Annotated in this window: 17 protein-coding genes; 1 reads left to right on the top strand and 16 read right to left on the bottom strand. The window is 63.2% G+C overall.

Translation table 11 applies throughout. The features are described from left to right. Window positions 1–117 precede the first annotated feature (117 nt). The 9 genes from sov to ABD842_RS03635 form a co-directional block, all read right to left on the bottom strand. On the bottom strand, window positions 118–7,635 hold the full coding sequence (sov, locus tag ABD842_RS03595) for a T9SS outer membrane translocon Sov/SprA (RefSeq protein WP_345110177.1): 7,518 nt from the start codon (window positions 7,633–7,635) through the stop codon (window positions 118–120). 32 nt (window positions 7,636–7,667) lie between these two features. Continuing rightward, a complete protein-coding gene (gene ruvA, locus ABD842_RS03600; RefSeq protein ID WP_345110180.1) occupies window positions 7,668–8,273 on the bottom strand; it encodes a Holliday junction branch migration protein RuvA in 606 nt (201 codons plus the stop codon). A gap of 359 nt (window positions 8,274–8,632) precedes the next feature. After that, entirely contained in the window at window positions 8,633–10,897 is a 2,265-nt protein-coding gene (locus ABD842_RS03605; protein WP_345110182.1) for an NADP-dependent malic enzyme, read from the bottom strand. A gap of 462 nt (window positions 10,898–11,359) precedes the next feature. Then, the gene (locus tag ABD842_RS03610) at window positions 11,360–11,827 is read right to left on the bottom strand and encodes a hypothetical protein (RefSeq protein ID WP_345110184.1); all 468 of its coding nucleotides are present in this window, start codon (window positions 11,825–11,827) and stop codon (window positions 11,360–11,362) included. Window positions 11,828–11,870: 43 nt separating this feature from the next. Then, a complete protein-coding gene (locus ABD842_RS03615) occupies window positions 11,871–12,374 on the bottom strand; it encodes a Riean_0653 family protein (protein WP_345110185.1) in 504 nt (167 codons plus the stop codon). A 466-nt stretch (window positions 12,375–12,840) separates the two neighbouring features. Then, complete coding sequence (locus ABD842_RS03620; RefSeq protein ID WP_345110188.1) at window positions 12,841–14,829, bottom strand: LysM peptidoglycan-binding domain-containing protein; 1,989 nt, start codon at window positions 14,827–14,829, stop codon at window positions 12,841–12,843. Further along, window positions 14,829–16,265: an Asp-tRNA(Asn)/Glu-tRNA(Gln) amidotransferase subunit GatA gene (gatA, locus tag ABD842_RS03625; protein WP_345110191.1), complete on the bottom strand. Its 1,437-nt coding sequence runs from the start codon at window positions 16,263–16,265 to the stop codon at window positions 14,829–14,831. Before gatA ends, ABD842_RS03620 begins: the two co-directional genes overlap by 1 nt. 7 nt (window positions 16,266–16,272) lie before the next feature. After that, the gene (locus tag ABD842_RS03630) at window positions 16,273–16,662 is read right to left on the bottom strand and encodes a Sec-independent protein translocase subunit TatA/TatB (protein WP_345110194.1); all 390 of its coding nucleotides are present in this window, start codon (window positions 16,660–16,662) and stop codon (window positions 16,273–16,275) included. A gap of 11 nt (window positions 16,663–16,673) precedes the next feature. After that, on the bottom strand, window positions 16,674–16,895 hold the full coding sequence (locus ABD842_RS03635) for a Sec-independent protein translocase subunit TatA/TatB (RefSeq protein ID WP_345110196.1): 222 nt from the start codon (window positions 16,893–16,895) through the stop codon (window positions 16,674–16,676). Window positions 16,896–17,219: 324 nt separating this feature from the next. Here ABD842_RS03635 and ABD842_RS03640 point away from each other — a divergent pair, with 324 nt between their 5' ends. After that, window positions 17,220–18,131 (top strand): LytTR family transcriptional regulator DNA-binding domain-containing protein, encoded by a 912-nt coding sequence (locus tag ABD842_RS03640; protein WP_345110198.1) that lies wholly within the window; start codon window positions 17,220–17,222, stop codon window positions 18,129–18,131. 269 nt (window positions 18,132–18,400) lie between these two features. Here ABD842_RS03640 and ABD842_RS03645 read toward each other — a convergent pair whose 3' ends face one another. From ABD842_RS03645 to ABD842_RS03675, 7 genes are all read right to left on the bottom strand, one after another. After that, window positions 18,401–19,816 carry a murein hydrolase activator EnvC family protein gene (locus ABD842_RS03645; RefSeq protein ID WP_345110201.1) on the bottom strand — a complete coding sequence of 472 codons (1,416 nt, stop codon included), beginning with the start codon at window positions 19,814–19,816 and terminating at the stop codon, window positions 18,401–18,403. Next, window positions 19,800–20,567, bottom strand: coding sequence for a lipoprotein insertase outer membrane protein LolB1 (lolB1, locus tag ABD842_RS03650; RefSeq protein WP_345110204.1), 768 nt, complete (start codon window positions 20,565–20,567; stop codon window positions 19,800–19,802). Before lolB1 ends, ABD842_RS03645 begins: the two co-directional genes overlap by 17 nt. Next, window positions 20,560–22,371 carry a tetratricopeptide repeat protein gene (locus ABD842_RS03655; protein ID WP_345110206.1) on the bottom strand — a complete coding sequence of 604 codons (1,812 nt, stop codon included), beginning with the start codon at window positions 22,369–22,371 and terminating at the stop codon, window positions 20,560–20,562. Before ABD842_RS03655 ends, lolB1 begins: the two co-directional genes overlap by 8 nt. Window positions 22,372–22,482: 111 nt before the next feature. Then, window positions 22,483–23,493 carry a sugar phosphate nucleotidyltransferase gene (locus ABD842_RS03660; protein ID WP_345110209.1) on the bottom strand — a complete coding sequence of 337 codons (1,011 nt, stop codon included), beginning with the start codon at window positions 23,491–23,493 and terminating at the stop codon, window positions 22,483–22,485. 67 nt (window positions 23,494–23,560) lie between these two features. Then, the gene (gene dut, locus ABD842_RS03665; protein WP_345110212.1) at window positions 23,561–23,995 is read right to left on the bottom strand and encodes a dUTP diphosphatase; all 435 of its coding nucleotides are present in this window, start codon (window positions 23,993–23,995) and stop codon (window positions 23,561–23,563) included. Window positions 23,996–24,117: 122 nt separating this feature from the next. Next, complete coding sequence (locus ABD842_RS03670) at window positions 24,118–25,626, bottom strand: lipopolysaccharide biosynthesis protein (protein WP_345110215.1); 1,509 nt, start codon at window positions 25,624–25,626, stop codon at window positions 24,118–24,120. A gap of 101 nt (window positions 25,627–25,727) precedes the next feature. Then, on the bottom strand, window positions 25,728–26,516 hold the full coding sequence (locus ABD842_RS03675) for an enoyl-CoA hydratase/isomerase family protein (protein WP_345110218.1): 789 nt from the start codon (window positions 26,514–26,516) through the stop codon (window positions 25,728–25,730). Window positions 26,517–26,663: the final 147 nt, after the last annotated feature.

Here is a 26,663-nt window from a genome sequence, read left to right on the forward strand (position 1 = left end):
AAAGTACGCGTTGGCGCGGGAAATGGCTAAGACGCGGGAGGGCCAGTTCGGTAAACAAACAAAAAAAACGCCGATGCGGGTGGCATCGGCGTTTTCTGCGGGCAGAATGGGGCGCTGCTACTGCGACAGGCTGTAGCGCAGCTGAATCCCGCCTTCCGTAGCCGAGTTCTTAAACGAGTTCTGCACCCGCGGGCTGTTGACGGTGCGGGTAAAGAAGAACTGCAGATTCAGGCGCTGGTTGAGCACGTAGTCGATGGTGGGGCGCAGCTGCATCTGGCGGGTGCCGTTGGTGATCAGGCCGCTGGGCCGGCCGACGCTGCCCGTCGTGCTCAGTGAAGGATCCACGGAACCTTCGATGGACCGCTGGATGGTGTAGTTGTCACGGATGGACAGGTCCAGGCGGGCCGTCAGCTCATTGCGCAGAATCTTCTGCTCGCCCCCGATGCGGAACGGAATCTTCAGCCGGTTGGTGGCGTAGCCGAAGCCAATGACCATTTCCTCGGTGTGCAGCTCCGTCACCTGGGCATTGGTCGTGTTCAGGCCCAGGGCCCGCTCGGTGCGGTATTCCAGGCGGCCGGTTACCTTCTGCAGGGTCTGGAAGTTGACCCCGATCAGCGGTGTCAGGCGCTCGGCAATGCTGACCTGCCCAACCACGTAGTACGGAATCAGCTGGTTGTTGGTGTTGAACACGTTGGACAGGTCGTTGTCGTTTCGGGGCTCGGCGTTGTACTGCGAAGACGTGGTGTAGCTGGCCACGCTGTAGGTGGAGGAGTAGCCGTGATTCAGGGTGATGGAGCGGAAGTAGCGCTTCACGAAGGGCAGCTCGGCCAGGCCGTTGTACTGAATAGTCCAGTTCGGAATCGGCAGCTGCGCAAAGGGGTTGAAGCGCTTGGCCTTGTAGCCGTCCGACGACTTGCCCTGGTAGGCATCCAGGAAGGCCGGCACCAGCACATCCTGGGAGTTGTAGCCGTAGCCAAAGCGCCGCGGGTTCTGCGGGCTCTGATCCTGGGTCAGCTCGTTGGCTTCCGTCAGCCGGTTGCGGATTATTTCGCGGTTGCTGATGAAGCGCTCAAAGGCTTTGGAGACGTTGCCGTTCGAGCTCAAGTCACCAAACATGGTCTGGATGGTGATGATGGACGTGTTGAACGAGCCGTTGCCCAGCGGCTGGCTGGCCCGCGGAATCTCGCCCCGGACCGGCGCCAGCGTGGCCGTATCGATGGGCAGACGGTAGAAAACCTCCCGGTTGCGAATCACGTTGCGGCGGCCGTCCAGCTGAATGTTGAAGTCGCGGATCGGCTCCAGCGTGGTGCGCAGGGTAAGGGCCTCGGTCAGCAGGGAGCTGAATGGCGTGTTGAGCAGGTCGCTGCGCCGGGTATAAATGCTGTCGGCGTAAATCTGATTGAACAGGCCGTTGAGGTCGGCCTGCTGACCCAGCACGAATGGAATACCCGGCTGCAGCTGGTCGTCGAGGCCGAAGAACTTGGTGCGCGGCAGGTAGCCCGGCACCAGCGTGCCCTGGCTGCGGGTGTAGGTAAAGTTCAGGGAGCGGGCCGTCATCAACGACCGCAGCACGGCCTTCAGCGCCCGCAGCTCGGGGCCTTTGGTCGAGTCGGCCGGGGCCGCTGCGTCGGCGGCGGCGACGCGGGTGGCCTGGGGCTGACCCAGCGCGGGCAGCAGCCCCTTGCGAGGGCCGCGGTCATCCTTGCGGGCCTCCCCCGGCGGCGGAGCGTTGTTGATGATGTTGAGGAAGCGCACTTTGTTGTAGAGCTTTACCAGGTCAATCTTGCCGTTGGCGCTCAGCTCCCGGTTGTTCTGAATCGTGTTGCCCAGGCTGATGGGCGTCACCAGGTTCAGGCTGTCGGGCGAGGTAGCGTTGGGAAACAAAGGCGCCGTCAGAGCCGTGGAAGCCGCTTCCCAGGTGTAGTTGGCGGCGTAGCGCGTATCGGCCGACAGCCAGTCAGTCAGCGGAAACTTGTCCAGCGGCAGGCGGTAGGTCAGCGCGACGGTCTGGTTGAAGTTGGTGGTGCGCCCCCCGTTGCGGAACAGGTTGTCGCGCAGCAGCGCCCGGTTGGCCCGGGCCGTGTCGCCGCTGCCGATGGTGCGGCCCAGGCCTTCGTCTACCACCGCCCGGTTGTTGGCGGTGTAGTCGAAGATCAGGCTTTTGGTCAGGTCCCACTTCAGGTCGTAGATACGGTTGAAGAAGAAGCTCTTCTGGAAAATGCCCGGGATGCCCGCCGACGTCGGCACCTGCCCCGGCACCAGGGTGCGCTGCAGAAACCGCTCATTGTAGCGCCGGTCGATGTCGGCCCGGAAGGAAAAGCGGCTGGGCAGGGGCGTGAAGTTCAGGTCCTGAATAATCTTCAGGTAGGGCGAGTCCAGCACCTTGATCTTGGCCAGGGGCGTGTAGTTTTTCGGCGTCGTCTGGTAGAGGTAGGCCACGGCCGCGTTGTAGGTGCGGGTGTAGTCGCTGCGGGTGCGGATGTCGGTGTGCTCCCGCTCCGTGAGCGAGTAGCTCAGGGCCAGGTTCTCGACGTCGTAGGGGCGGGGCTTGCGGTCCGGGTTGGTTCTTTCCTTGCGCACGTTGAGCAGGCTGATGCTGCGGCTGGTGGTCTGGTCGATAACGGCCTTGCGGTAGGCCGCCTTTTCCTGGGTGCTCTCAAACTTCTCCAGCGACTGGGTCAGCCGGGTGTCGGGGTCCAGCGGGTCGTAGCGGGGCGAGCGGCTTTCGTGGCCGGTCTGCAGCAGCACAGGCACCTTCACGCCCAGACGCTCGGGCAGCAGCCGGTCGGCGGCCACGGTGGCATTCAGGTCGCCGCGCAGCACGTCGTCGAGGGAGCGTTGGGCCAGCTTGTCCTGCAGCCCGCCAAAGCCGACGGAGGTGAAGCTGCCGGTGGCGGTGATGTTGGCCAGGTCGGCGAGCTTGGTGTTGAAGCGGGCCGTAGCTGCCCAGCCGGTTTCCCGGTCGAAGTCAAATACCCGAAACTCATCGGCCCACAGGCAGAGCGACTTGGGCTGGAAGTCGTCGCCGGGGTTCAGCACCCCGATCAGCACGCCCTGCACGGCGCTGAAGTCGGGGTTGCCGACAATCTTGATGGTGGCCCCGTTGGGCAGGGTTTTGACGAAGGGAACCAGGTAATCGGGAGAAGCCGCTTTGTTGCGCTCCGACTTGGCGTCAATGAAGTCCTGAAACGAAATCTGAATTTCGTTTTCCGTGGGCCAGATTTCGGCCTGGCTGGAGGCGCCGGGCTGGGTGATGGTCAGCGGCAGCGAGTACTCGTAGTAGTTCTGGGTGTAGTCGGTGCCGATGCGCACGAAGGCCCGCACGTCGCCTGAAGTCACGTTGCGGTCCTCGCTTTCGGCGTGCAGGAACAGCCGCAGCTGCTTGTAGCGCAGCATGTTGATGTTCACGTTCTTGTAAGCCGCCTTGCCGAAGCCAGGAAGTAAGTTATCAGCGCACAGGCGCAACGACTGCTCGTTCTGCTCCCGGTTGACGGTACTGGAGCCGTATTCCCGGTCGCGCTGAATGTTCGGGGGCAGCACATAGGGAATAGAGCCCTTGCCGGCTACGGCCGCAACGCCGTTTTCCTCAATGCTGACCGTCGAGATGGTGAACGGGGTGTTGTCGGGGCCGCAGCCCACGCAGGGCCGGCCGGATACAGTAATCGGGCTCAGGAAGCGGCGCCACTGGTTGGCCACAAACTGTGGCTGGGCCATGCGCAGCACCACGGGCTCGGCAAACTGAGTGAGGTACATGCGCACGAAGCGGATCGACTTGAAGCCGAACTCCGCCGGGGCACCCCGCACGGCCGTAGGCTGCCGGACCGGGATGCGGAACTGGTACCACGACACCAGCTCGCCGCCGATGTTGTTGGTCACCCGGTCCACGATGTAGTTCTGGCCCACCACCAGGCTGGTCGGGGTAATGGGCACCCGGTACTCGTAGTAGCGCTCGGTGTCGGAAATGACGTTGTCGCGGTTCAGGTCTTCTTTGTCGGGGTAGGCGGTGGAGCTTTGCTGGCTGTCCTCCTGCGAGTTGCCCTGCATGCCGTTGTACTGCTTGTAGCGGCCCAGAATCTTGGTGTCGGTCTGGTCGTAGCCGCCGTCGAGGTGGTGGCGGAAGTTGTCGGCCGAGGGGTCGTCGATGCTGCCGTAGGCGGGGTTGGCCTGGGCGAAAAAGGCTTTTTCCGCGTCGTCGGTGAGGCCGTCGAGGCCGACGTCCTGCTGGTTGCGGCCCCCGGGGGCGGCGCTGAAGGCGTCGGTCAGGAACTGCTGGCGCGTCACCTGCCCCCAGATGGTGGCCTGCACGTCCTGGGCCGTGATGGTGGCACCGTCGGGCAGGCCGTTCTCAAACTCGTTCGCGTTGTCGCGCAGCACGTCTTCCGATATCGAGCCCAGGTTCAGGTACAGCTCCCCGCCGGTGCTGTTGTTCGTGGGCGGGTTCTGGGAGTCGTTCACCTGGCCGTTGACGCCCTTCAGGAAGGGGTCCATCATCCAGAACTCCATGTACTCCACGTTGGCATTGTCGAAATCCGTGTCGAACGTAATTTCGCGGCTGATGCCGCCGTAGTTATCGGCGTTCAGGCTGGGGGTGGCCGGGTTCAGAAACCGGCCGTCCGACGAAACGGCGGGGTTGTAGTTGTACTGGCCCCGCTCGTTGGGGAAGTACGCCAGGTCGAGGGTGTACTCGAAGCCGTTGCCGGTGGCGCCCACGTCGCGGTTCGGGAATATCTCCGTGCGCTTAACGCCGCGGGTGTAGTGGTTGCGCAGGTCGCCGTCCGAAATGTTGCCGGGCTTGTTGGAGCCGCCGGTATAGTAGCTCTGGTCGACGGTGTACCAGGCCAGCTTGGCCCGGTTGTAGGAGTGGGAAAGGTCGGTGACGAGGCCGCCGGGCAGCGTGCGCGGGGTGGCGGCCAGGCGCCAGAGCGTGGCCGAGTTCAGGCCGCCCAGCGAGTAGGGCGTGCGCGCATTCTCGAAGTCGTCGATGTAGGACACGCCGTTCTCGCCGCGGCTGCCCAGCTTCGAGCGGCTCGGCACGAGCTGGGCAATTTCGCCGCTGAAGGCGACCGAGGAAGGCTCCTTGGTCGAAATCAAGGGCAGCAGGTCGAGGTACTTGGTCAGGGCCCGCGAGTCGCGGCGGGCATTCACGTCGAAGCCGTAGATGGTGTTGTTGCCGGGCTCGTCGCCGATGTTGACGCGGTTGATGCCCGGGGCCTGGTTTTCGAGCAGGTGCAGCACCGTGGCCCCGAAGTTGACGTCCTGATTCAGCCGGTAGTCGAAGCGGGCTCCCAGCAGCCTGCGGGGCTGCACCTGCACCAGCGCGTTCTTCTCGAACTCGATGCGTAGCTCGTTGGCCGAGTTCAGGTAGCTCGGGTTCAGGATTTTCACCTTCGACTGGTCGTAGAAAACCTGGTAGTCGCGGCCTTCTTCCAGCAGGGTGCTGCCCGAGCGGACCCGCACCGAGCCCTGGGCAATACCGATGCCGGGCAGGTTGATTTCGTCGGTGGCCGTAGCCTGAAACCGCCCGCGCAGGAAGAACTTATCCTTCTCCTGAATCTGCTGAGCGTCGCTCTGGGTCTGGTTGTAGAGCGCCTGATATACGTATTTGCGCACCAGCTCCCGCTCGGCCGCGCCATTTGCGCCCGTAGTGTCGAACTGGGCGGTGAGGAAGCTGCCGAAGGGCTCCACCACCGGGAAGATGATCTTGCCCAGGTCGGGGTCGATGGTGGTGCCGGGGAAGAAGTCGAAGTTGCCGTCGGGGTTCCGGTCGTTGTTGGGGTTGACGTTGTCGAGGTTGAGCACCTCCACCAGCGGGCGGTTCTTGATCCTTTCGCCTTCCTTCAACGATACCAGATCGACGCCCGTCTGGTCGTCCTTGTAAACGATCTGCAGCTGGAAGTTGTCGCGGTTGAGCTGGTTGGCGTTCAGCGGGTAGATGTTTTTCATCATCAGATCCCACGTCGGCAGGTTCCGCGTCAGCAGGTTCAGGTTGGTGGGATTCACGCTCGGGTTGGCCAGCCCCACGCCCGGGTTGGTGGCCTTCAGCATCTTCAGGAAAATCACCTGGTCGGGCCCTACTTCACTGTAGCTTTCCTGTAGCTCACCCACCTGGTAGGTCTGCCCGTTGTAGATGTACTCGTAGGAGACGCCCAGCACCTGCTCGGGCAGCAGGGGCGTGTTCAGCGAGAGGTAGCCGAGCTGGGCATTGAAGGTGAATTCGCGGGGGTCGAGCTTGCGGGCCCGCACCCGCTCAAAGTCCACGCTTTTCTCCAGCTGCAGCCCGGGGGTGGTCTGCAGGTAGGTGTCGACGCTGGTGTTGCCGCGGGCGGTTGGGCCGCCCTGCACCACGGCGGCAAACTCCGGGTTGATCTTGTTGTCGGCGGCGGCGCGGCGCTGGTTGGCGCGGAACTGCGGGCGGTACACCCGCACCGGCTCGGCCAGATCCTGGAGCGTCACCACGTTGCGCAGGTTTTCGGCGGTGCGGTTGTCGCTGGTGATGTACACCTCTACACGCCGGATTTCTACCCCCGACTGGATGGTGGGCAGGTTGCGCAGGGCCGCGTCGTACCGCTCGCGGAAGAAGTGGGAGAGAAAGAAGTGCCGGTCCCGATCGTACTGGCTGGCCTTGAGCTCGAAGTTGCGGCTCTGGGCGCCGTTTTGTACCCTCACCTCGTCGGCGGTGCCGCGCAGGGTGCTGGCCACCGCCGTCACGGCCAGCTTGCCAAACTGGAGCTGGGTTTTCACCCCGAACAGGTTCTGCCCGCCCTGGATCAGCGAGTTGGTGATGGGCAGACTCACGTTGCCCAGCTCGATCTTGCGGATGATTTCGGTTTCGAAGCCCGTGTAATCGAGCTTCATGTTATTCTCGAAGTCGAAGGCCGCCTTGGTGTCGTAGTTAAACGTGAGCTTGAGCTTCTCCCCGATCTGGCCGGTGAGGTTCAGGTTCATCGTCTGATCGTACTGGAAGTCGCCCACGCGCTGCTGGCGCAGGGTAAGGGTGGGGTTCTGGTTGCGGTTGAAGCGGGCCCCCATGCGCAGGGTCACGGCGCCGTTGGGCCGGATATCGACGTAGCTGCCCCCGAAAATCCGGTCGGCCATCGGGCCCAGGTAGATCTTAGGAATCAGGCGCTTGCTGGTAGGGGCCTCCGGGTCGCCGGCCACGCCACCGCTGGACTTGGCCCGGAAGTAGTTGCGGATGGCCTCGCGCTGCTGCCACTCCGAGTACTCCTCGAAGGTCATACGGCTCGGGTCGCGGTAGTCGATTTCCTGGCCCACCCGCTCGCGAATGTCGAAGTACTGCAGGCTGTCGTCGGGCGTCACGTTCAGGTTCACGTTGCCGGGCAGCCCCAGCAGCAGGGGCGAGCGACGGCGCTGGGGCGAAAACGGCGTGCCCGCCCGGTCTTTCGGATCCACTTTGGGCCGGCGGCTGGGGCGGTAGCGGCTGGTATCGGGCAGCGCCACGCGGGGCGTGTCCGGGGCCGCGGTGAAGCGGCCGGCGGCCTTGGCCGCGGGCAGCCAGGCCCAGAGCTGACGCAGGGCAAAGCCGGGGGCTCCGACCGGGGAAGCCTGCGCCCACCAGGCTACCAGCGACGCAAAAACGACTACAGAGGCAGTGAGTAACTTCTTACCAGAGTTCAAAGGAAGCAATCAAGCGGCGAGCCGCGTAAAATCTAATGGGACTTGAGCGCAAACTTGATCAGTCCCTCCACGCTCAGCTCGTGGCCGTGCTTGTTCTGGATCTGATCCAGGGTTTTTTCGGCGGCGGCGCGGGCAAAGCCCAGGGTCACCAAGGCGGCTAACGCTTCCGAGCGGTTGGTATTGTGTGCCTTGGCCATCGGCACGGTATCCACGCCGGCCTTGGCCAGCAGCTCGTCTTTGCGCATCTTGTCGCGCAGCTCCAGAATCACGCGCTGGGCCGTTTTGGGCCCCACGCCCTTGATGCTCTGAATGGCCCGCACATCTTCCTGCACAATGGCGTGGCGGATTTCGCCCACGCTCATGCTGCTCACCATCATAATACCCGTGCCCGGCCCGATGCCCGACACCGAAATAAGCTGCATGAACAGCGCCTTCTCGTTGGGGTCGAGGAAGCCGTAGAGGGTGTGGGCGTCTTCCTTGATGTGCTGGAAGGTAAAGAGCTTGGCCTTCTGGCCCTCGGCGGGGAGCTTGGAATAGGTGGCCAGAGAAATCCTGATTTCGTAGCCCACCCCGCTCACGTCCATGATGGCCATGGTGGGGTCTTTGTGAGCCAGGGTTCCGTCGATGTATGCAATCATAGGGACAGTAAGACCGGCGCAGGCCGGCAGTTCGGGACTGGTAGGGGTGAGTGGTGGCAGCGCCAGCCTTTCAGCCGCAAGCCGCCGAACGTGAAGCTGGCGGGAGCTAACCCAAATCTACGGATTTTTGGCGCTGGTTTGAGGTAAGCACCAAATCGGAATAAACCGTTCCCGGCCGCGCCGCCCGGGAAAAAGAAAAAACCGGTCGGGTGGTCCGGCCGGTTTTTCTAGAATCTGGAACGTCAGGCTTGATCTGGCGTCCGCGCAGTCGAAGCATCTGGCTCGGCGTCGTTGGAGTACTACTCAGACATCAGCACGCGAGATTCCTCGGCTTCGCTCGGAACGACGTTCACCCGGCTCTATAGCGTTTGTCCGTAGGTCTGGGCATCGACTACGGCAATGGCAGTCATGTTGACGATGTCGCGCACGGTGGCACCCAGCTGCAGGATATGGACCGGCTTGCGCATGCCCATCAGCACGGGCCCGATAACCTCGGCCCCACCGATTTCCTGCAGGATCTTGTAGGCAATGTTGCCCGACACCACATTGGGGAAAATCAGGGTGTTGGCGCCTTTCTCGGCCAGCTCGCTGAAGGGGTAGTGCTCCTGCAGCAGCTGGGGGCTCAGGGCCGTGTTGGCCTGCATCTCGCCGTCCAGAATCAGGTCGGGGTAGCGCTTTTTGGCCAGCTCGGTGGCCTTGCGGGCCTTGCCGGGCAGCTCCCCGGCGTTGGAGCCGAAGTTGGAGTAGCTCAGCACCGCAATGCGGGGCTCGGTGTCGAAGAAGCGCACGGCCCGGGCGGTGAGGCCGATGATGTCCACCATTTCCTCGGCCGTGGGGTCGATGTTGACGGTGGTGTCGGCGAAGAAGAAGGGGCCCTTCTTGTGCTGGATGATGTACATGCCCGCCACCCGCTGCACGCCGTCTTCCACCCCAATCACCTGCAGGGAAGGAATAATGGACTTGCCGTAGTCTTTGGTGAGGCCGGTGATGAAGGCGTCGGCGTCGCCGCATTCGAGCATCATGGAGCCGTAGTAGTTCCGCTCGCGCAGCAGGCGGCGGCCTTCGTAGAGGGTGATGCCGCGCCGCCCCCGCTTCTCAAACAGCAGCTTGGTGTACTCCTCGCGCTTGGCGTCTTCCTTGAGAATGTCGATGATTTCGCAGCCTTCCAGGTCCAGGGAGTTGGCGCGGGCAATGGCGTCGATTTTCTCGCGGTTGCCGAGCAGGATGGGCTTGGCAATGCCCTCGTCGTGCAGGATCTGGGCGGCCTTGAGGATCTTGTAGTTGTCGGCCTCGGGGAATACCACCCGCTTGGGGCTGCTTTTGGCCGCCGAGGTGATGCGGTTCATCAGCTTCTGATTCACGCCCAGGCGGCTGCGCAGCTCGTCCTCGTAGGCCTGCCAGTCGGTGATGATGCGGCGGGCCGAGCCACTCTCGATGGCGGCCTTGGCCACGGCGGTGCTGACGGTGATAATCAGGCGCGGGTCGAGGGGCTTGGGGATGAGGTAGGTGCGGCCGAAGGCCAGGGTGTTGTCGCCGTAGGCCTTGTTGACCATCTCCGGCACGGGCTCCTTGGCCAGCTCGGCCAGGGCCGTGACGGCGGCCAGCTTCATGGCCTCGTTGATTTCGGTGGCCCGCACGTCCAGGGCCCCGCGGAAGATGTAGGGGAAGCCCAGCACGTTGTTGACCTGATTGGGGTGGTCGGAGCGGCCGGTGGCCATAATCAGGTCGGGGCGGGTGGCCATGGCCACGTCGTAGGCAATTTCGGGGTTGGGGTTGGCCAGGGCAAACACAATCGGGTCGGCGGCCATCAGCAGCAGCAGCTCGGCGGGCAGCACGTTGGCGGCCGAGAGGCCCAGGAACACGTCGGCGCCCTGCATGGCCTCGGCCAGGGTGGTGATGGGGCTGTCGGTGGCAAACTGCATCTGCAGCTCGGCCAGGTCGGTGCGCTGCTGGTTGATGACGCCGTCCTTGTCGAAGACGATGACGTGCTTGAGGCCCAGCTCGCGGTACAGGCGCAGGCAGCTAATGGCCGCGGCGCCGGCGCCGCTTACGACCAGCTTGATTTCGTCGATGCGCTTGCCCACCACTTCCAGGGCGTTGAGCAGCGCGGCGGAGGAAATAATGGCCGTGCCGTGCTGGTCGTCGTGCATCAGCGGAATGTTCATCTGCTCGCGCAGGGCCTTCTCAATCACGAAGCACTCGGGGGCCTTGATGTCTTCCAGGTTGATGCCGCCGAAGGTGGGCTCTAGCGACTTCACGATGCGGATAAACTCGTCGGGGTCGGTGGCGTCGATTTCGATGTCGAAGCAGTCGATGCCGGCGAACTTCTTGAACAGCACGCCCTTGCCTTCCATCACCGGCTTGGAGGCCGCCGGGCCGATGTTGCCCAGGCCCAGCACGGCGGTGCCGTTGCTGATGACGCCCACCAGGTTGCCCTTGGCGGTGTACTTATAGACGTCGTCGGGGTTGGCGGCAATGGCCAGGCAGGGCTCGGCCACGCCGGGGGAGTAGGCCAGGGCCAGGTCGAGCTGGGTGCTGACGGGCTTGGTGGGCACTACTTCAATCTTGCCGGCGGGGCTCTGGGAGTGGTAGTCGAGGGCTTCCTGCTTGTTGATCTTGAGCATGGGGGGGTGGCAATGGGTGAGCTGCTGGGAGAGCAAGTAAGCAAGTTGGGGCCAAATCAGCCGGAATCAAAGTGCCGGCGCGGCCGGGAAGCGGAAAGCCCGGGAGCCTGGCCCGGGGCGGACTTGCCAAAACCGGCCGCGGTGGGTAAAGCCCCGGCCGCCTCCCTCCCGACGACGGGCGGCCGGGTAAAAGCCCCTCAGCCGCTCGTTTTTCCTGCCCGTCAGCGCGTAAATAAGACGGGAGCGGGCGTTCCGGCGACGGAGTTTCGCGTCGCCGGAACGCCCGCTCCCGTCCCGGAAACGCGCCCCTGCGTGCCCGAGACGGGACGACCCGTAAAAAAAACGCAACCTCCCGTAGCAAAGCCGGGAGGTTGCGTAGCAAAGATGGAATTCCGCGTATCGAAGACGGAACGGCGCGTATCGGCGACGGGAAGTTGCGTCGCCGATACGCGGCCGGGCTAGCTAGGGCTTCTTGGGCGCGTCCTGCTCGAAGCGGGGCTTTAGCTCCGCTACCGAGTCCTGGGCCCCGGCCACACCCTGCTTGGCAGCCTGCTGGGCAGAGCCGTAGAACGACAGGGCGGCCACAAAGGCCTCGCTGCCCAGCTTCATGCTGGTATGGGTGAGGCCGGTAGCCAGGGGCTGCAGGCGGCGGCTAATGCTTTGCAGCTGCTGCCAGGCCGTCAGGTCGAGGCGCAGCTCGGGTACGTTGAGGTAGGCCGGGGCAAACTTGGGGTGCAGCTCGGCCAGGTCGAGGGCTTTCTGGATGAAGGGCAGCGACGCGTCGGAGGCTTTGGGCAGGCGGCGAATCTGGGCCGCGGTGAGGGTGATGAGCACCGGGGCCAGGGCCGCGTCCAGCGCATCCAGGGCGGCGGTTATCTTCTGGAGGTCGGCGGCGCTGAGGGTAATCTGCAGGTTATCGGGACTAGGCATAAGAATGGAGGTTGGGAAGTGAGGAAAAAGAAACTGGGTAAGCTTATTTGAGCCGCACGTCGAAGCGGCCGTCGGTGATGGTGACGGTCTTGCCTGCTGTCGTGGAAATACCGGCGGCGGAGAATCGGAATGTGCCAGCAGCAATTTTTTGCAGTGTATCGATTCGGGTTAAGTCAACTTCACCTATTTGCACATCATTGGTAAAATACTGCCCAGTAGCATCTTTATAGTAGCCGTTACTTCCCGATGAAGTAGAGTTTAGAAAGTATTTGCCAGGCTTAAAAGCCTCCTTTACTACAATGTCTACTCCACCGTCACCTCTGGCAGATATATATAAATACCCTTGATAGACGTAAGCTTCCAAGGGCTGGCGGTTGGTAATGGAAGTGGCTTGCGCGGGTTTGGGCAGAAAGGCTTTGCCGTCCACGAGGCAGCCGAAGGTGTGCTTGCCCTCCCGGGTGGCTTTGGGCAGCGCGTCCAGCTCGGTTTCTTTCTTGCAGGCGCTGGCCAGCAGCAGGACCAGGGTAAGGAGGCGGCAGGTTGTCATAGCGGGCTTAGAAGTGAAGCAATAAAAAAGCCCCGCGCCCACGGCCTGGCCGGCTACCGAAAGAGGCAGCGGGCGACGCGCGCAGCAGGAGCAACAGGAGGGGAGGCGAAACCGGCCCGGCGCAGGAAAGGAATAGGTGTGGGCGGCGGTAGGATAGCGGTAACTGTCGTAAGAATAGGCAATTGGCGCAATACGGCAATGCCGGCCCCCAACCAAAATACGACGCTGTCAGACTTGGAAATGCGGGGTTTTCACCCCGGAAACCGGCCCGAAACGGCCCGTCCGCGCAACCGGGGCGGTTTTGTCGGGCAGCAGGTTAGACATTACAGGCACAAAAAAAGGCTGCCGCGTTGGGCTGCCTTGGTCTGTAGAAACGCCTGTTCACGTCTGCGCGACGGTTTCGGTATATGCCCGGCAGTGGTGCCACGACTCCAAGTTGTGGCACCACTGCGTTGAACGGCACTACTCAGCTCTGCACTATCACCAGCTTCTGCCCGGGCTTCACCTCGTCGGATTTGAGGTTGTTGAGCTTGCGGAGCTGGTCCACGGTCACGCCCTGGTAGCGGCGGGAGATGTTGTAGAGCGTGTCGCCGGGCTGCACGAGGTGGGTTTTGGGCAGCGTCAGGGCGGGGCCAACCGGCTCGGGAGCCGCCGGGCGGCGGGCTTTGGGAGCCGGGGCAGCCGGCACCAGGGCCAGGGTGCCGGGCTCGGTTTCAGTGGGCGCGGTAAAAACCAGCTTCTGCCCGGGCACCACGGTTTCGGAAGTCAGCTTGTTCCAGGCCATAATCTGGGATACCAGCAGGCCCCGCTCCCGGGCAATCTTGGTCAGGTAGTCGCCGCGTCGCACCAGATAGGTGGCGGGCAGGCTGTCGTCGGGAGCCGGGGCCACCGCCGGTCCGGCAACAGCTGCCATTTCCCGGACTGCTTTCGATGATTTGGGAGTGGCAACCACAGCTTTGGCGGCTACCGGCTCCGGCTTGGGGGCCGGCTCGGCGGCCGTGGCCGTTTCCAGGGTGCCGGACTCCGCGGCGGCGGCCGCTACGATAGTTTTATCGGCTGGCAGAGGCAGCCGGGCCGGAATGCGCGGCTTGGCTACAACGGCCCCGGTGGGTGCTGCTTCGGGCTTCTCCACGGGCAGGAATACCACCAGCTGCTGGCGGGGCGTCAGGGTCTGCCGGCTGCGGGGCAGCTCGTTCCAGCGGCGGATCTGGGCGGGCGTCACCTCGTAGCGCTCCGCCACGGCGGCCACGGTTTCGCCGCGGCGCACGGTGTGGCGCACCCGCCGAAGCTTGGGCTTGTCGGGCTTGTCGGCCACGGTCTGCTCCGCCGCTGCCAGCAGCGTGCGGGTCGAGTCGGTGCCGTCCAGGGCCGGGGCCACGGGCGCAATCGGGGGCGGCGGGGGCGGGGCTACCTGGCAGAAATCCAGCACCGTGTTGCGGTCCAGGGCCGCCATTTCCACGCTCACGCACCTGGGCACGGTCAGGGCGTAGTTGCGGATGGTGGCCGGCAGGTAGGTCTTGCGGATTTCCGGGTTCTGCTTAAGAATGGCGCTGGAGTCGAGCCCGAACTGGGCCGAGAACTTGCGCAGGTCCAGGCTGCGGCCCGAGATGATAAGCGTATCGGTGGGCTCGGGGTAGAGGTAGTGGAGCTGGTCGGAGTGCAGCTGGTGCTCGTTGGCGTACTGCATCGTGTAGAGCAGGGCCGTGAACGTGGGCACGTAGTTGCGCGTCTCCTTGGGCAGCGAGGGGTACAGGGCCCAGAAGTTGCGCTGGCCGGTGCGCTTCATGGCCCGGCTCAGGTGGCCGCCGCCCCAGTTGTAGGCCGCCAGCACCAGCTCCCAGTCGCCAAACTGCCGGTACAGGTCGCGCAGGTACTTGCAGGCCGCCTCGGTCGACTTCTCCGGGTTCATGCGCTCATCGATGTACTCGTTGCGCACCAGCTTCAGGTCGCCGGCCGTGGGGCCCATGAACTGCCACAGCCCGACGGCTCCCGCCCGGGAGCGGGCCGTGGGCAGCAGCGCCGATTCTACCACCGCCAGGTACTTCAGGTCCTGGGGCAGGTGGTACTTGGCCAGGTATTTCTCAAACAGCGGGAAGTACAGGTTCTGCCGCTCCAGAATCCGCTGGGTGTAGGCGCGGTTGCGCACCGTGAAGTAGTTCACGAAGCTCATCACCGTGCCGTTGAACACGTGGGGCACGTCGGTTTCGAAGCAGTTTACCCGGTCGCCGACCAGGTCTTTCAGCTCCGGCGGGGTTTGCAGCCACACCAGCCGGGCCGAGTCAACGGCTTCCACCGGCGGCTCGGCCACGAGGGAGTCGGGCGGCAGCTGGAGCAGGACGCGGGCCGTGTCGGCGGGCTGGGCGGGCGTCAGCGCGGGCTGCACCTGAGCCGCGGCGGGATGAACCCCGGCCGCCAGCAGCAGCACCACCCCCAGCCGACCCCACGCCTTCCTCATCACATGGCGGGGGTAAGGGTTTCCGTCACCGATTTGGCAAAGGCCAGCAGGTGCTCCTCGCGGAACGCCCCGCTCAGCATCTGCACGCCAATAGGCAGCCCGGCCGCATCCGTTCCGGCGGGTACCGAAATAGCCGGGACGCCGGCCAGCGAAGCCTGCACCGTGAAGATGTCGGCCAGGTACATGGCCAGCGTGTCCTTCTCGTTTTCGCCGATGCGGAACGCGGTGGTGGGCGTGGTCGGCAGCACCAGGAAATCGTACTGGCGCAGCAGCTCGTCAGTTTTCTCCTTGATCAGGCGGCGCACCTTCTGGGCCTTGGTATAGTACGCGTCGTAGTAGTCGGCCGACAGCACGAAGGTGCCCAGCAGAATGCGGCGCTGCACCTCGGGGCCGAAGCCCTGGGCGCGGGTTTTCTTGTAGAGCGACTCCAGGTCGGTGGCATCCGGGGCGCGGTAGCCGTACTTCACCCCGTCGAACCGGCTCAGGTTGGAGCTGGCCTCGGCCGTGGTCAGGATGTAGTAGGAAGGGACGATGAAGTCGAGGTAGGGGAAGTCGACGGCATCCACCACGTGGCCCTGGTCGCGCAGCGAGTCGAGCACGCCTTCCACGGCCGCCTTGATTTCCGGGTTCAGGCCCGGCCGCTCCATCGTGTCGCGGATGTAGCCGATGCGGTAGTGGGACGCGGGCGTGAGCAGCTCACTGTAGGCCGGCACGGGCTGCTGGCTGACGGTGCTGTCGAAGTCGTCGGCGCCGGCCATTACTTCCAGCAGCAGGGCCGCGTCGTCGACCGAGCGGGTGAGCGTGCCGATCTGGTCGAACGACGAGGCGTAAGCAATCAGGCCGTAGCGGGAAATGCGCGAGTAGGTGGGCTTGAAGCCGATGATACCGCAGAAAGCCGCCGGCTGGCGGACCGAGCCGCCGGTGTCGGAGCCAATCGAGGCCAGGCACAGATCGGCCTGCACGGCTACGGCCGAGCCCCCCGAAGAGCCCCCGGATACGCGCTCCGGGTCAATTTCATTGCGGACGGGTCCGAAGTACGATGTCTCGTTGGAAGCGCCCATGGCGAACTCGTCGCAGTTCTGCCGGCCGATGACGATAACGTCCTCGTCGAGCAGGCGCTGCACGGCCGAGCCGGTATAAAGCGACGTGAAGCCGTCGAGGATGCGGCTGCTGCTCTGCAGGGCGTGGTCCTTGTAGGCCAGCACGTCCTTCAGCCCGATGACCATGCCCGCCAGCTTGCCGGCGGTACCGGCCGCCAGCTTGGCATCCACGGCGTCGGCCTGGATGCGGGCTTCGTCGGCGAAGACTTCCAGAAAAGCATTCAGGTGGCTTTTCCGCTGGATGTTATCCAGGTAATACTCCACGAGCTGACGACAGGTGGTGGTGCCTGCCGTCAGCTCGTTTCGAACTTCCGTAAGAGAATTGAACCGTCTCAAGGGGGTACTATTCGTTAGACATTTGATCAAACCGGGGCCGCTCCTTCACGGGCGGCACCGGGCTCCCGTCCAGCGGCGGAGCCACCGGGGCCGGCGTCACCACATGGGCGTCCGAAACTAAGGAATTTTCAGCTTGAGCGGGCACGGCAGACACTACGGGCGGTACCGACTGGCTGGGGTCGTGGTAGACCTGGGGCGGCTGGGGCTGGCGGCCGGCGTTTTCAAACTCGCTGCGGATTTCGCTCGAAGCGTCTTTGAACTCGCGGATGCCCTTACCCAGGCCGCGGGCCAGCTCGGGAATCTTGTTGGCGCCGAAGAAGATCAGGATGACCACCATGATCAGCATGATTTCGCCGCCGCCCAGGTCGCCGAGGAACAGAAAGAGGGGAGTCTGCATGGCTGACAGGGTTACAGGCGGGTGTTGGTCGGGTCGTTCGGATTCACGGGCCGGTCGTGGAACTCCGGCTTTTCATCTTTGGAGGCGTCCTTGAACTCGCGGATGCCCTTGCCCAGCCCTTTGGCCAGCTCCGGGATGCGCTTGGCGCCGAACAGGAGAATAACTACGAACAGAATCAGCAGAATTTCGGTCGTGCCGAAGCTACCAATCAGAAAAAGCGAGGCGAGTGTCATGGGAGGTGGCCTGAAGCCGGTTTAGGGTACAAAGGCTAGTATACGCGGGTTCGGCTGATTCAGGATTGGTAAAGGTACCCGATAATTTTCAAAACCGTCTTTGGCCGCCGCCGCCGGCCATCCGAAACGGGGCCTATTTACGTAGCTGTCAGAACCGTTCACCGCGTACATAGTTTAACTTGCCGCGTACCGGAGCTCGTTCACCGGGTAAACCTCTGGTGTGCGGCGGGCGACTCCTACCTTCGACTCCCTCTACCCGGCTTCAGTCAGCTTATGTCCGTGAAAACGCGCCAACCTACCGTTCCCCAGCCATTTCCCGGCGTCATGCTGCGGGCTGTGGACGAAACCGAGCGTCTGGAAGCGCTGCGCAACTACCAGATTCTGGACACCCCGGCCGAAACCGTGTTCAACGACCTGGTGCAGCTGGCCGCCTACATCTGCGGCACGCCTGCCTCTATGGTGTCGATGATTGATGCCGACCGGCAGTGGTACAAAGCCACCACCGGCCTGGACCGCCCAGAAAGCATGCCGCGCGACTTGTCGGTGTGCCAGTACGCCATGCTGGCCGAGGACGTGGTGGAGATTGAGGACATGGCCCAAAACGCCTTTTTCCGGGACAACAAGCTGGTGACGGAAGACCTGAAAATCCGCTTCTACGCCGGTGCCCCGCTGATTACGCCCGAAGGATTGCCGCTGGGCACGCTCTGCGCGACGGACACCGTGCCGCACCGCCTTACTGAGGCCCAGCGCGGCGCCCTGCGGATTCTGGCCCGCGAAGTGGTGGCCCACCTGGAGCTGCGCCGGGCCCGCACCCAGCTCGAGCTCGAGCAGCGCAAGCTCGAAGGGCTGCTGCGCATGGCCAACGACACGGCGGAGTCGCTGTACATGGGCAGCCGCAACGAGATTTTCATCAAGCAGGACCACAAGCTGCTGCGGGTGGATACGGCCGACATCCGCTACGTGGAAGCCTTGGGCGACTACGTGAACATCTACGCGGGCAAGGAGCGGCACACGGTGTACACCACTATGAAGGAGCTGGAAACCAAGCTGCCCGCGCGCGAGTTTGCCCGGGTGCACCGCAAGTACATCGTGCGGCTGGACCGCATAACCTCTATCGAAGCCGATGCGCTGGTAGTGGATACCGGCCGCACCACGGAGCGGACCACCACGCTGCTGCCGGTCCCGATTGGCAGCTCCTACAAGGCCGCCCTGCTCAGCCGTCTCAATTTGGTCTAACTCGGTGCCGGTCGGGCGGCCGGATAACGAAAGTCGTGCTTCACCGAGGAAAAACGGCTATTCAGCGAATTAAATAGTATTTAGCCAGGGCTGCTCCTATCTTTCGGCATGTTATCAGGGACTGTCCCGCTCTTGGCAGAGTACCTTCGGGTGATTTTCGCCATGCCGGATAAGAAGTGGTAGCTAAGTTTGTTTTCATAGCTCAGAAAGGCACCGCACGCTGTACGGTGCTTTTTTTTGCCCGCTGGTTTCGGGGCCGCCCGGCGGCCTTAGCGGTTGCGGCTCAGCCAGTTTTCCGGGTTCAGGTTTGAGCTGTTGCGCCACACCTGAAACTGCACCTCCGACGTCCCCTCCGCGCTGGTATACACCGTGCCGATGGACTGGCGCGTGCGCACCATCTGGCCTTCCGTCACGGTGACCGTCCGCAGCTTGGCGTACACCGTGAAATACTCGCCGTGCTGAATCATGACGATGTTGTTCATGCCCGCAATGCTGGCCACGGTGAGCACCTTGCCGTCGAAGATGGCGCGGACCGGCTCCCCGGCGCTGGTCTGGATATCCACGCCGCGGTTTTCGACGATGACGTTTTTTAGTACCGGGTGGGAGTGGCGGCCGAAGCGCTGGGAAATAAAGCCGCGGGAGACGGGCCAGAGCAGGCGGCCCCGGTTGTCGGCAAAAGAAGTGGAGAGCACCGCCGTTTCGGGCGTCAGCGTGACGCGGTCAGTCCGTTCCGCAGGGGCTTCCTCCGCCGGCGTCTCGGCCGCCGGGGCCGCATTGGTGCGGGCCGTAGCGGATTCGGCCGGGCGGCTGGCAGAGGCCGGGTTGCTACGGGCCGCGGTGGCCTTGGTGGCCCGGGCGGCGGCGGCGCGGGCAGCGGCGGCGCGGGCCACGCGGGCGGCGCGGGCAATTTCATCCCGCACCCGCTCGGCAATCAGGTTATCGAGGCGGCTGACGGCCTGCTGCCGCTCGGCCAGCTCCTGCCGCAGCCCTTCTTCCTGCTGGCTGAGCTTGGTGACGACCTGATCCTGCTGGGTTTTGAGGGTGAGCAGGTTGCGGCTTTCGGCTACCTGGGTGGTCAGCAGCGTGCTTTTCTCCTGCTTTTTCTCGGTCAGGCCGGTGAGCTGGCTGCTCAGGTGCTGCTGGGTGCTGGTAATCTGGGCGGCCTGCTTCTGGCGCACTTCCGAGTACTGGCGGATGTAGCGCAGGCGCAGCATGAGCTGGTTGAACGACTCGGCCGCAAACAGGAACATGATGCGGTTGTAGCTGTTGGCCGTCTTCGACGAGGCATAAATCAGCCGGGCATATTCGGCCTTCAGCTGCGCCAGGCTCTGCTGGGTCTGCTGCACCTGGGTGGTGGTCTGCCGCACATCCGATTCGAGGTACTTGAGCTCCGAGGAAATGGTGCTGATGACGCTTTTCTGCACCGTCAGCTTTTCCTTCAGGGCATTGAGCTGCCCCAGGGATGCCTGCTTCTGCTTCTGGGTCTGCTCCAGAATGCGGCTGGTTTCCTTGATGCGGCGCAGGTTGGTGCGCCGCTCCCGCTCCAGCTGGGCCTTGCTTTTCTTGGGGCTGGTCGTGGCTTTGGGGCGGGTGCTGCGCTGGGCCAGCGTGGGGCCTACCTGCGCCAGCACCAGCAGCAGCAGCGCGAGGACTACGGCCGCGGCCCGGCTATTTTTTCCGCGCATAGCCTTTGGGTACCGAAAAAGGGAACATCAGCCGCTCTTTGTCCAGGTCGATGTTGCGGTAGTTGAGGGTGAGGGTAGAGGCCGCGCCTTTGGTCGGCTGCGACTTTACCAGCGTGGCAAAGGCAAACTGGATGGGCGAGTTGTCGAGGGGGCGGAAGTCGGAGTAGTCGGCCGTAAACTGGTTCTGGGTCTTGGAATCGACTACGGCCAGCTGGGTTACCCGGCCCCGGGCCAGCTCGATGAGCTGGGTGACCAGCACGCTGGCCTGGTTGAAATCCACTTTCTGGGTGGTGGCACCGGTTACAATAACCGGTGTGGAGCCGGCCGGGGCGCTCAGGTAGTTGCCCAGCAGCGCGGCCTGCACCTGCTCAAAATTGACGGGCACGTTGAGCCGCTCGCTGAGGTAGCTGTAGTTGCCGCCGTAGTATTCCTTCTGCAGGTAGTTGAGCACCTGAATAGAGTCGCGGGTGATGTAGGCCCGCACCACCTCAATGCCCAGCGACACCGACAGCCAGATCACGCTGTCCTTGCGCATGCGCAGGTTCAGGTTGGCGGTTTGCTGCACGCCGGGCATGTCAATCTTGATTTTGCCTTTCGCCTTCAGGTAGCGAAAGTCCACGTTGTTGGCCTTCACCAGCTCGGCGGCTTTGGCTGGTGTGGTGGCGGCAGAGCGGGCGGGGAGAATCTTGGGGCTACAGCCCCCGAGCATCACGGCCACCCACAGCAGCACCAGCGAAAAGCACTTATTCATACAGTTTACTGTCTTTGATTTTGCGGTCAATCTGATTCGAGGCCCCGCCGATTTTTTTAGCCCGCTGCCACTCGGCCAGCGCCCGGTCTTTCTCGCCGAGCTGAAACAGCACGTCGCCGTAGTGCTCGATGACCGTGGCGTCGTTGGTGGTTTTGAGGGCTTTTTCCAGGTTGGTCCGCGCCCCCGAGTAGTCCTTGAGCTTGTAGAGTACCCAGGCGTACGTGTCGAGGTAGGTGTCGTTGTCGGGAAACTGCTTTACCAGCTTGCCCGACATTTCCTTGGCCTTGTCGAGCTTTTCCCCGCGCAATGACAGGAAGTAGCTGTAGTTGTTCAGGGCCTGGGCATTGTTGGCATCGAAGGCCAGGGCCGCGTCATACGCCGCATCCGACTTGGCATTGTCCTTCACCTCGTGGTAGGCGTCGCCGAGCTGAGTGTCAATCTGCACCAGCAGCTCGGGGTTGTCCAACGACAGCTTGCGGCCGTATTCCAGCGCCTTGATGCCCTTGACGGTCTGCTTGTTGAGCATCAGCGCCACGCCGTTGTAGTACCACAGCGGGGCCTGGTTCGGAAACAGCTCCAGGGCTTTGTCGGTGTGGCGCAGCAGCGAGTCGATCTGGTTCAGTTCGGCATCGATAAGCACCACCTGCTGCCAGATCTGAAACTTGGTGTTGTCGAGCCGGATAGCCTGCAGGTAGGACTTGCGGGCGTCCTTCTTATTTTCGGTCAGGGTCTGAATGTCGCCGGCAATGGAAAACGCCTTGGCTTCCTTCGGATGGACGCGGGTGGTAATGGCGGCCAGCTCCAGCGCCGTCTGGCCCAGCACGGGGTTGGGCAGCTGCTTGATGTAGTCGAGCAGGATGCGCACCTTCTCGTCCACGTCCAGCGCGGGGCTCTCGAAGGCCAGCTTGATCTGCCTTTCCGACTCGGCGGGGTTGGCCTGCTGCCGGTAGATGTCGGCCAGGATCATGCGGGCCTGGGGGTTGTCGGGGTCCTGCTTCAGGGCCTGCTCCGCCACCCGGATGGCATCGGGCAGGCGGTTGTTGGAGGCGTACATCTCGGCCTGGGCAATGACGTAGCGTACTTCGTCGGGGTTACCCTTGATCAGGGCGTCGCCTTCCTGCAGCGCCTTGTCGAGGTTGTTCTGCTTGAGGTAGATCTGCTGCTTTTTGAACGACACCTCATCCAGCGGCCCAAACTGCTTTTCGGCCTGCTCAAAGGTGGCCAGCGCCTCGTTCAGCTTGCCCTGGGCCATGTACAGGTCGGCCAGGTTGAACAGGTAGTAGCCCGAGTCGGGCACGTCCCGGATCAGGCTGCTGTAGACCTTGGCGGCCAGGTCGTACTGCTTCTGGGAAGCGTAGATCTGGGCCAGCAGCAGGTAGTAGTAGGCATTTTTGGAATCCAGCTTCACGGCGATGAGCGCGAAGTTGGTGGCATCCTTGAAATTGCCGCTGAGCAGGTTGGTTTCGGCAATCTTGTAGTTGATGGCCGCGTTGGTCGGGTTCAGGGCGTAGGCCTTCAGCAGCCGCTCCAGCGCCTTGTTGTAGTCTTCCAGCAGCACAAACTTGACGCCTTCCACGAAGAACGACTCGCTCATCTCGCGGTCCTTCTCCGAAAGCACGCGCACCTGCTGGCGGGCAATATCCAGCTCGGCGCGGTGCGCCAGCTCCTTCCGCTCGCGCCGGGTCAGCTTCAGGGGCTTGGCCGGGGGCGCTGGTTTGTCGGACTGCTGCTGAGCCCGGCCCGGCAGGGTCAGCCCCAGCAGCAGACCGAGCAGCACAATGAAAGAGGTACTAATTCGACGCATGGAAGCAGTAGCACGGACGAGAGGCCGCCGTTTGGAAAAGGAATTACCCCAAAGAAACAAATCTGCGGACAGACGCCCGCGCTACTGCTAACATCAGACGCCGGAAAAATATCACACGCGCAGCGTGTTGTAGTCTCCCAGGCTCAGATCATCCGGCGTGCCGGTTACCGTGGCGTGGTTGCCGATCATCGAGTTGGCCACGTTGGCGTGCAGTACCGTAGCCGACTGCTGCACGATGGAGTTGGACACCACCGAGCTGCGCACGTTGCTCTGGCTGCCCAGCGACACGTGCGGCCCTACCACGGAATCGGTGATAATGGCATTTTCCCCGATGTACACCGGCGGAATCAGGACGCTGTTGGTAATCTTGGCTGATTTGGCCACCAGCTCTTCGCCGCGCTCCTGCAGGTATTCGAGGTAGCGCTGGTTGGTGAAGACCGTGGCGTCCTTGTTGCCGCAGTCGAGCCATTCCGTCACGCGGCCGGGCACGAACGTGGTGCCCTTGTTCTTCATGTTTTCCAGGGCGTTGGTGAGCTGGTACTCGCCTTTATCCTTGATGTCGTGGTCGAGCAGGAACTGCAGCTCGTCGCGCAGGTAGGCGCCGTCCTGGAAGTAGTAGATACCGATAATGGCCAGGTCGGACACGAACTCCTGGGGCTTTTCCACGAAGTCGGTGATCTGGCCGCTGGCGTCGAGCTTCACCACGCCGAACGGCTTGGGGTCGTCGACGCGCTGCACCCAGATGGTGCCGGCCGCGGAGCTGTCCAGGATAAAGTCCGCCTTGAACAGGGTGTCGGCAAAGGCTACCACCAGCGGGCCGCTCAGCGAATCTTTGGCGCACAGAATGGCGTGGGCCGTGCCCAGCGGCTCGTCCTGGTACACGATGGTGCCTTTAGCGCCCACGGACTCGGCAATGGCAATCAGACTCTTTTCCACTTCCGCCCCGAAGCGTCCGATGATGAAGGCTACTTCGTCCACGGGCTCCCCGCAAACCTTGGCGATATCTTCTACCAACCGCTGCACGATGGGTTTGCCGGCAATGGGAATCAGGGGCTTGGGCACGGTGAGCGTGTGGGGGCGCATGCGTTTGCCCATGCCGGCCATCGGAACAATGATTTTCATAGTAGGAGTTGGTTGAGGCGTAGGGTGATGGAGTTGGTTAGTCAGATGATGAGAGGGTGGCCGCCGCTTACTGTACGCCGGTGCTGCCGTAGCCGCCGGTGCCGCGCTGGGTTTCGGTCAGCGCCGCCGCGGGCTGCCAGGCCACCGTTTCGTGGCGGGCCACCACGAGCTGCGCAATTCGCTCCCCGTCCTGCACCACGAATTCCTGATCCGACAGATTTACCAGCAGCACCTTCAGCTCGCCGCGGTAGTCGGCGTCGATGGTGCCGGGGCTGTTGACGATGCCGATGCCGTGCTTGTAGGCCAGGCCGGAGCGGGGCCGCACCTGCACTTCGTAGCCCACCGGAATTTCCAGAAACAGGCCCGTGGGAATCAGGGCGCGCTGCAGGGGCTTCAACGTAACGGGCTCGGCGAGGTTGGCCCGCACGTCTAGGCCCGCGGCGTGGGCCGTCTGGTACTCGGGCAGCGGGTGGCGGGAGCGGTTGATAACGGGAATTTGCATCAGCAAGGGCAGCAAGCGGTTCAGGCCGTAAAGATAGGGCCGCGAATGGATATGGTTTTGGAAAGGCCGACTATGATTCAGGAATTACAGGCCGGGCTCCGGCCGCGGCCGGCCACCGGGGTTTAAGCCGGGGGCACCACGCCGGTGCGGGGCCGCTCGACCAGGAAAACCGCCCCGGCAAAGGCGGCGCACAGCCCCAGGTGGAAAGCGTGGCGCAGCCAGTAGTCGGCTACGGGCAGAAACCAGCCCAGCGCCACCACGCCCATGGCCAGCCCCAGCCACAGGCCCAGGCGCCGCATGGGGTAGGGAATCGGGTAGTGCTTATTGCCCAGATACCAGCACACGGCGGCCATCATAAAGTAGCAGGCCAGCGTGGTAACAGCGCTGCCCAGGTAGCCGATGAGCGGAATCAGGAAGAAGTTGAGCAGGATGGTCAGAAAGGCGCCGCCGAAGCTGATGTAGGTGCCGTAGTAGGTTTTGTCGGTGAGCTTAAACCACACTGCCAGGTTGTAGTACATGCCCAGAAACAGGTTGGCCAGCAGCAGAATCGGCACGATGTCGAGCCCGGCGCGGTATTCGGGGCGGCCCAGCAGAAACTCGGCAAAGTCCTCCACGTTGAGGCTGATAAACACGAAGATGAACGTGCAGCAGAGCGTAAACCACTTCAGGATCAGGGCAAACGTGGCCGGGGAGTTCTTATCCGTGGACTGGGCGAAAAAGAACGGCTCGGCCGCGTAGCGGAAGGCCTGAATGACGAGCGTCATAAACATGGCAAACTTGTAGCAGGCTCCGTAGATGCCCACCGCCGTCATGTTCGACTGCCCGGGGTAGAAGCCGGCGGGCAGCCAGTACTTGAGCAGGGGCCGGTCCAGCGTCTCGTTCACCATGCCGGCCAGCCCCATCAGCATCAGCGGGTAGGCGTACCTGAGCATGGGCCGGAGCACCGCCAGGTCGAGGCGGAAGCGGAAGTCGCTCAGCTCCCGCCACAGCAGCGGAATGTACAGCGCGTTGGCAATCAGGTTGGCCAGAAACACGTAGCCCACGCCCAGGGCGGGGTTGTAGATGGCCGCCACGAAGGGCCGCAGCCCGGGCAGGTACTTACCGGCGGCCACGTCGCGGCAGAGCACGATGAAGAACAGGTTCAGCCCGACGTTGACCAGGATGTTGAGAAAGCGCACCGTCGCGACTTTCCTGGCCTTATTTTCCAGGCGCAGGCGGGCAAACGGAATGGCCGTGGCCGCATCGACGCCCATAATCAGGGCCAGCCAGACGATGTACTTCGTCAGCTCCGGCGGATACTCCAGCACGGCCGTAATGGGCGCGGCCAACAGGACGAACACGCCGCTGAACAGGGCGCTGCTCACCAACAGCAGGCTGAATACCTTACTGTAAAGGGCTTGCCGGTCGGCCCCGGGCTGATTGGCGAAGCGGAAGTAGGTCGTCTCCATCCCGTAGGTAAACAGGATGTTGAAAAACGCCACGTACGAAAACAGCTCCGTCACGACGCCGTACTCGGCGGCGGCAAACTTGCGCGTGTACAGCGGCACCAGCAGAAACGTCAGCACGCGGCCCAGGATGCTGCTCACGCCATACACGGCGGTCTGGCCGGCCAGTTTTTTTGCGATGCCCATCTTTTCAACTAAAAATTGAGAATTGAAAACGAAGAATTGCCTGGCCGCCCAAACTGGCCAGCCTCGTTTCGTCATTCCCGAAATTTTTAATTCTCAAATTTTTAATTGCCTTTAAAAGCTGCCGGGCGCTTTTCGAGGAAAGCGGCGGTGCCTTCGCGGAAGTCCTCGGTGCCGAAAGCGCGGCCGAACAGGGTGGCCTCGGTCTGGTAGCCGTGCCGCTCCTTGTCGTGGTAGGCATTCACGCAGTCGATAATCATGCCCACGGCCAGGGGCGCTTTGGTCAGGATGCGGGCCAGCAGCGCCTGGCAAAAGCCCAGCAGCTCGGCCTGGGGCACCACGTGGTTGACCAGGCCCAGGCGCAGGGCTTCATCGGCCTTGATCAGGTCGGCCGTCAGCAGCAGCTCCAGGGCTTTGGCTTTGCCGATGAGCTGGGTGAGGCGCTGGGTGCCGCCGTAGCCGGGTACCAGGCCCAGATTCACCTCGGGCTGGCCGAAGCGGGCATTGTCGGAGGCGATGCGCAGGTGGCAGGCCATGGCCAGCTCGCAGCCCCCGCCCAGGGCGAAGCCGTTGACGGCGGCAATGACGGGCTTGGGGCTTTCCTCGATCAGGCAAAAGGCTTCCTGTCCCTGCTCGGCGGCGCGGCGGCCGCTGATGTCGTTCAGGGCGGCCAGCTCCGAAATGTCGGCCCCGGCCACGAAAGCCTTTTCCCCGCTGCCCGTCAGGATGATGCCCCGCACCTGCTTATCGTCGAGGGCCAGCTGCACGGCCTGCCGGATTTCCTCAATAGTAGCCCCGTTCAGGGCGTTGAGCTTGGTGGGGCGGTTGATGGTGATGGTCAGGATACCGGAGGCGGCGTCGGGGGCGTAGAGCAGGTTTTCGAAGGAGGCCATGGCGAGGAGGGAAAGAAAGAACGGCCGCAAAGATAGAGCAAAACTGCGGCGGTAGTTTTTCGGGGTTTGGGAGCCTAAACAGCCCGGCAAGGGCTTTGGGCGCTCAAACCGGAGCGTTGGCCGAAAGCGCCCGGGTCGGGCTAAGTG

Source organism: Hymenobacter algoricola, from assembly GCF_039539525.1.
GTDB classification, from domain to species: Bacteria; Bacteroidota; Bacteroidia; order Cytophagales; family Hymenobacteraceae; genus Hymenobacter; species Hymenobacter algoricola.

Excerpts from the sequence above, each read along its gene's own strand:
- ABD842_RS03645 (WP_345110201.1), bottom strand. The coding sequence starts at position 19,816 with ATGCGCGGAAAAAATAGCCGGGCCGCGGCCGTAGTCCTCGCGCTGCTG.
- ruvA (WP_345110180.1), bottom strand. The coding sequence starts at position 8,273 with ATGATTGCATACATCGACGGAACCCTGGCTCACAAAGACCCCACCATG.
- ABD842_RS03615 (WP_345110185.1), bottom strand. The coding sequence starts at position 12,374 with ATGACAACCTGCCGCCTCCTTACCCTGGTCCTGCTGCTGGCCAGCGCC.
- ABD842_RS03675 (WP_345110218.1), bottom strand. The coding sequence starts at position 26,516 with ATGGCCTCCTTCGAAAACCTGCTCTACGCCCCCGACGCCGCCTCCGGT.
- ABD842_RS03655 (WP_345110206.1), bottom strand. The coding sequence starts at position 22,371 with ATGCGTCGAATTAGTACCTCTTTCATTGTGCTGCTCGGTCTGCTGCTG.
- ABD842_RS03670 (WP_345110215.1), bottom strand. The coding sequence starts at position 25,626 with ATGGGCATCGCAAAAAAACTGGCCGGCCAGACCGCCGTGTATGGCGTG.
- ABD842_RS03630 (WP_345110194.1), bottom strand. The coding sequence starts at position 16,662 with ATGCAGACTCCCCTCTTTCTGTTCCTCGGCGACCTGGGCGGCGGCGAA.
- ABD842_RS03605 (WP_345110182.1), bottom strand. The coding sequence starts at position 10,897 with ATGCTCAAGATCAACAAGCAGGAAGCCCTCGACTACCACTCCCAGAGC.
- dut (WP_345110212.1), bottom strand. The coding sequence starts at position 23,995 with ATGCAAATTCCCGTTATCAACCGCTCCCGCCACCCGCTGCCCGAGTAC.
- ABD842_RS03610 (WP_345110184.1), bottom strand. The coding sequence starts at position 11,827 with ATGCCTAGTCCCGATAACCTGCAGATTACCCTCAGCGCCGCCGACCTC.
- ABD842_RS03635 (WP_345110196.1), bottom strand. The coding sequence starts at position 16,895 with ATGACACTCGCCTCGCTTTTTCTGATTGGTAGCTTCGGCACGACCGAA.
- ABD842_RS03660 (WP_345110209.1), bottom strand. The coding sequence starts at position 23,493 with ATGAAAATCATTGTTCCGATGGCCGGCATGGGCAAACGCATGCGCCCC.
- ABD842_RS03620 (WP_345110188.1), bottom strand. The coding sequence starts at position 14,829 with ATGAGGAAGGCGTGGGGTCGGCTGGGGGTGGTGCTGCTGCTGGCGGCC.
- ABD842_RS03640 (WP_345110198.1), top strand. The coding sequence starts at position 17,220 with ATGCTGCGGGCTGTGGACGAAACCGAGCGTCTGGAAGCGCTGCGCAAC.
- lolB1 (WP_345110204.1), bottom strand. The coding sequence starts at position 20,567 with ATGAATAAGTGCTTTTCGCTGGTGCTGCTGTGGGTGGCCGTGATGCTC.